The organism is Lacinutrix sp. MEBiC02595, assembly GCF_053601555.1.
Window position 1 is genome coordinate 1 of sequence record NZ_JBSHNU010000215.1, and the last position, 238, is coordinate 238.

Here is a 238-nt window from a genome sequence, read left to right on the forward strand (position 1 = left end):
CAATACAAACATCGATTATACAGACGAAGACGGCATTACTACACAATTAGATTTATCTGCAATCATAGCAAACCTGGAAGCTTTAACAACATTAGTAGACAACAACGACGGAACATTAACTTACACCGATGAAGATGGAAACCCGACTGTTTTAGATGTTGCTAACTTGGAAACATTAACATCCATTGCTTTAAACACAGATAATACAAACATCGATTATACGGATGAAGATGGCGTT

General features: G+C 36.1%; 1 protein-coding gene. It reads left to right on the forward strand.

Features of this window, described 5'->3' with window-relative positions:
• Positions 1-238, forward strand: a 238-nt coding sequence (locus tag ACVCZW_RS07695; RefSeq protein ID WP_452232094.1) for a hypothetical protein, incomplete at both ends; no start/stop codon positions are given.